The sequence below is a fragment of the Flavobacteriales bacterium genome, assembly GCA_013214975.1.
Classification (GTDB): domain Bacteria; phylum Bacteroidota; class Bacteroidia; order DT-38; family DT-38; genus DT-38.
Genome location: JABSPR010000448.1, coordinates 1 through 4,637, shown reverse-complemented (window position 1 = coordinate 4,637; position 4,637 = coordinate 1). Strand labels below are relative to the sequence as shown.

Below are 4,637 nucleotides of genomic sequence, written 5' to 3'. Positions count from 1 at the left end.
GTTAATTTAAAAGAAGAGTTATGAATAAATTGTTTTTTCAATCACTATTTGCCCTGATACTGCTAGTGTTTATTTCATCTTGCGAGAAGCAACAATTGAATAAAGACACCACTAGTTCTCAAGATGTAGATCTCGCTACAGCAATGTTCGAAGATGTGTTTGGCGTAGTGAATAGTGCTGCCGACGATGATTCGTCTGAGGTGAAATCATTGCAAGTGGTTAAGTACAAATGGAAGAATGATTCTTGTGCGACGGTTATTATTGAGATTAACGATACAGTAAATCATTTTCCTGCAACGCTTACAATCGATTTCGGTACGGAGGAATGTTCATGTAAAGATGGTAAGAAACGGCAAGGTAAAATAGTTGCGGTGCTAACAGATCGAAGAAGAAACGCTGGAAGTATAACCACCATTACTTTGCAAGATTATGAAGTTGATGGATATTTAGTGGAAGGTTCAAAAGTGGTTACGAACACAACTTCAGATCACCAATCTAGTTGGACTGTTGAAATAAAGGATGGGAAAATAACGGCTCCAGACGATGGAGGTTCAGTAACATGGGAATCAACTCGGACTCGAACTTGGATAGAAGGAGAAGATACATATATTGGAAATTCCGATTGTATAGCTTCTTTAGACGCATTTAAAGAATGCCTTCTGGATGATGTATTTGAAGTTACTGGTTCAAGTACTGGTGTTAATCGAAATGGAGTTTCTTTTACAGTTGAGATTACGACATCCTTGCAAATAGAGTTTTGCTCGGACAGGAGACAAATAACTTCTGGGGTTGTAGTAATAGAGCCTGTTGATTTAAAGAGTCGAACGGTTGACTATGGAAGTGGAGAATGTGATAACTCAGCTACAGTTACAATAGACGGAGAGACTTTTACTATCGCATCGAGATAAATTATTCCAAAAAGGAAGCAACGCTTCTTTCAAGATCAGGAAAAAACAGGTCGAAATCTTCTTGGAAACCGTTGTATTGATCCCGTAGGTCATTAACAGCATATGCCATGTTAGATTCGAACTTTGTTCTCCTTGCGAGCCCCGATAATGTGTCCCCAATCGTTTTAATGTTCGCATAATTGGATAGAAGGTTTTGCTCAACCATATAATCCAAGAAATATTTGCTATGCTTGGGTAATACTTCTTTATTATCAATTAAGAGAGAATAGATTTTCTTCTCAAAATTGAATAGATTTTTATCTGAATATTTTAGCCAGTCTTTCGCTAAAAAGTGATCATAGAAAACGTCTACAATAACAGATGCATAATGCCCATGTCTTTCGTATAGTCTGTTCTTACTTACTCTAACTTGGTCGTGTTGATCAGTGTACGAATCAATATGTCTATGAAGTTCAACTCCCCTTTGGATACTTTCACTAAAGCTTTCTAGCTTCATTCCCTTCATTCCATCGGCTAAATAATTTCCAATAATTAGCCCATGATCATTTCCTGCGAGATAAGCATGGGCTAAGTAATTCATATTAAGTTAACGTTCTATAAGTACTTGAAATCGTGATTTTTCTTGATGTTTTTTAAGGTTTCGAAGATGAGTTTTATAACACTCTCTACATCATCGCGGTGAACCGTTTCAACAGTAGTGTGCATATACTTTAAAGGGAGTGAGATTAAAGCAGAAACAACGCCCTCACCACTAAATGCAAAAGCATCTGTATCTGTGCCCGTAGCTCTTGATGCCGCCATTCGTTGGAAATCTATTTTGTTTTTCTTAGCCGTGTCTTTGATTAACTTCTCAAGGTTTCGTTGAACAGCAGGTCCCGTAGTAATAGCAGGTCCTTTTCCCAGTTTCACATCGCCATGAACAGTTTTTTTAATCATAGGTGTACTTGTGTCATGTGTTACGTCTGTAATAATGGCCACATCTGGTTTTATCTTATTTACAATCATTTCTGCACCTCTAAGGCCAACCTCTTCTTGCACAGAATTAACGATATAAAGCCCGAAAGGAAGTTTAGTCTTACTTTCTTTTAAAAGTCGTGCAACTTCAGCAATCATAAAACCTCCGGCTCTATTGTCAAGTGCTCTACCGACAAACTGATTTTTATTTAGAATCATAAATTCGTCTTCATAGGTAATCACACTCCCTACTACTACACCTAGTTTTTCAACCTCTTCCTTAGATGTGCAACCACAATCAAGTGTGATGTTGGTTAGCTTTGGTGATTCTTCTTTACCTCCATGTCGTGTATGAATTGCTGGCCAACCAAAAATGGCTTTTACGATACCTTTGTCTGTATGAATATTTACTCTTTTTGATGGAGCTATTTGGTGATCAGATCCTCCATTTCTACATACGTATATAAATCCATCATCGGAAATGTAGTTCACGAACCAAGATATTTCATCCGCATGTGCTTCAATAACTACTTTAAATTTCTCTTTGGGATTGATAATACCAACTACAGTTCCGTAGTTGTCAACTATATGCTCATCAATGTATGGCTTTAGATATTTTAACCATAGCTTTTGTCCTTCCGCCTCAAAGCCGGTAGGTGATGCATTGTTGATGTATTTTTCTAGAAAGTTTAATGATTTTGTAGTTAGTATAGACTTTTTGGCCATGACTTAAATTATTGAAATTAGTATTGGTCGAATATAAGTAAAACTGTTTTCTAAGTAGTATTCTAATACCATTCCTTTTCAAATAGTTTCCAAGAATTCGTTAATATTAGTTCTCTACACTAAAAATATTTAAGTTTGTTACTATGATCAACAAGTATTTATTGCTCTTCTTATTTGCAGTGAGTTATACATGTGCAATTGCACAGGATGAAGCGGCGACTTCTGCCATGGATACTGTTCATTATGCTGGTGATACATTGAATTCTAATGTAGAGAAAATATATAATACAGGTATTGTAAGTTTTAATAAAGGAGATTTTGCCGAGGCTATTAAAAACTTCTCACTTGCATTAGATTCGGATTCTACTTTCTTAAGAGCGGCATATAATAGGGGATTAGCGAATAAGGAGTTACGGAATTTTGAAGAGGCTCTAAAGGATTTCGATATAGTAATACAGTTGGACCCAGATTCAAATAACATGGGCTATTACCAAAGAGGAAGCGTTAACGCGGATTTAGGAAATGTTAAGGAGGCTGTTGAAGATTATGATAATTCAGTAAGGGTTAGCCCGGACCATGCCCAGTCCTATTATTATCGTGGGGTATTAAAATTCGGGTTACAGGATTATGATGGAGCAATAGCCGATTATACAAATGCAATAAAGAACAAAGAAGACTACGCACACGCATTTAATGATAGAGGAAGTGCGAAGCGAATGAAAGAAGATTTTAAAGGAGCAGTTTCTGATTATAAAAGTGCTGTTAGGTTGGATAAGAAAATGGCTTTTTCTTTCAATAATTTAGGAAGTGCTTTGAAACGTATGGAAAATTATGAAGAAGCAATAAAAGCTTATTCAGTTGCAATAAAGTTGAAGCCGGCCTATAAAATTGCTATTAATAATAGAGGTAGTGCACGATTTGGATTAGGTGACTATGAAGGAGCCATTAAAGATTTTGACAAAGTAATTAAATTGGATGCCAAATATGCTTATGCATATAACAATAGAGCAGGTTCAAAGATTAAAATGAAGGACTATAAGGGAGCTATTCAAGATTGCAACAAGGCATTACAACTGGATAATGAGTACGGTTATGCCTATTTAAATAGAGGAATTGCGAAAGAGATGATTCGAAATGCAAAAGGGGCTTGTGATGATTGGAAGAAAGCGAATGAATTGGGTGTGGAAAATACGGATGCATATCTTCAACAAAGTTGTGATTATTAAGAGATGAAAATATATCTGATTTTATTTATTGCCTTTTTAATTTCTCTAGCTCAGCTAAGTGCGCAAAATATTGATTTTGTAAAAGAAAACTTCCCTCAGGATAAGGGAGAGATGAAAGAGGCCTTGAAAGAAATTAAATTAGGTGACCAGCAGTTTATTTATGGAATATCGGGATTTCAGAAAGCTATAAAGCACTACCTAAAGGCCTATGCTTTTAATCAAAATAACGCAATGCTTAATTACAAAATAGGCAGAACGTACATTCTGCATACTAATGATAAGAGAGCAATGGATTATTTGCTTTCGGCATTCCGATTAAATCCTCGAGTTAATAAGGATATTCACTTTTATTTAGGTCAAGCTTACCACTATAACTTGCAATTGGAAAAAGCGATAGAGGAATTTGGGAATTATCAAGATACATATACAGATGAAGTTTCAAATAATAGAAGGGCAAAAGTAAATAGGAAAATAAAAGAATGTAAGAACGGTATTGAATTAATGGCCAATCCGGTAAGAGTATTTATCGATAATCTTGGTGCTAATGTTAACACTAGTTCACAAGAATATGCTCCTGTTATTACTGCCGATGAATCTATGATGATTATCACTTCCAAACGACCAGGAACAACAGGAGGGAAGATGGATGAAAACTTTAATGTTTTTATGGAAGATATATATGTCACCAAACATAGAAATGGGGAATGGACCAAACTTGAAAATCTAGGTAAGCCTGTTAATACAACAAGTCATGATGCATCGGTGGGTCTGTCTCCAGACGGACAAAGAATGATTATTTATTACGGAGATAATGGTGGTGATT

General features: G+C 35.9%; 5 protein-coding genes. 3 read left to right on the top strand and 2 right to left on the bottom strand.

Annotated features, from left to right (window positions below; translation table 11 throughout):
* Positions 1-20: 20 nt before the first annotated feature.
* The gene (locus HRT72_13955; GenBank protein ID NQY68813.1) at positions 21-908 is read left to right on the top strand and encodes a hypothetical protein; all 888 of its coding nucleotides are present in this window, start codon (positions 21-23) and stop codon (positions 906-908) included.
* 1 nt (position 909) lies between these two features.
* Here the strand turns inward: HRT72_13955 and HRT72_13950 are convergent, their stop codons facing one another.
* Both HRT72_13950 and HRT72_13945 read right to left on the bottom strand, forming a co-directional pair.
* Positions 910-1,488, bottom strand: a complete 579-nt coding sequence (locus HRT72_13950) for a DUF479 domain-containing protein (GenBank protein ID NQY68812.1) — start codon at positions 1,486-1,488, stop codon at positions 910-912.
* Positions 1,489-1,502: 14 nt separating this feature from the next.
* Positions 1,503-2,588 carry a M42 family metallopeptidase gene (locus HRT72_13945; protein ID NQY68811.1) on the bottom strand — a complete coding sequence of 362 codons (1,086 nt, stop codon included), beginning with the start codon at positions 2,586-2,588 and terminating at the stop codon, positions 1,503-1,505.
* Between the two features lie 143 nt (positions 2,589-2,731).
* Between HRT72_13945 and HRT72_13940 the strand changes: the two genes are divergently transcribed.
* Together HRT72_13940 and HRT72_13935 are read left to right on the top strand one after the other, a co-directional pair.
* Positions 2,732-3,814 carry a tetratricopeptide repeat protein gene (locus HRT72_13940; GenBank protein NQY68810.1) on the top strand — a complete coding sequence of 361 codons (1,083 nt, stop codon included), beginning with the start codon at positions 2,732-2,734 and terminating at the stop codon, positions 3,812-3,814.
* Between the two features lie 3 nt (positions 3,815-3,817).
* Positions 3,818-4,637 (top strand): PD40 domain-containing protein (locus tag HRT72_13935; GenBank protein NQY68809.1); only part of this gene is annotated, 820 nt, incomplete at its 3' end.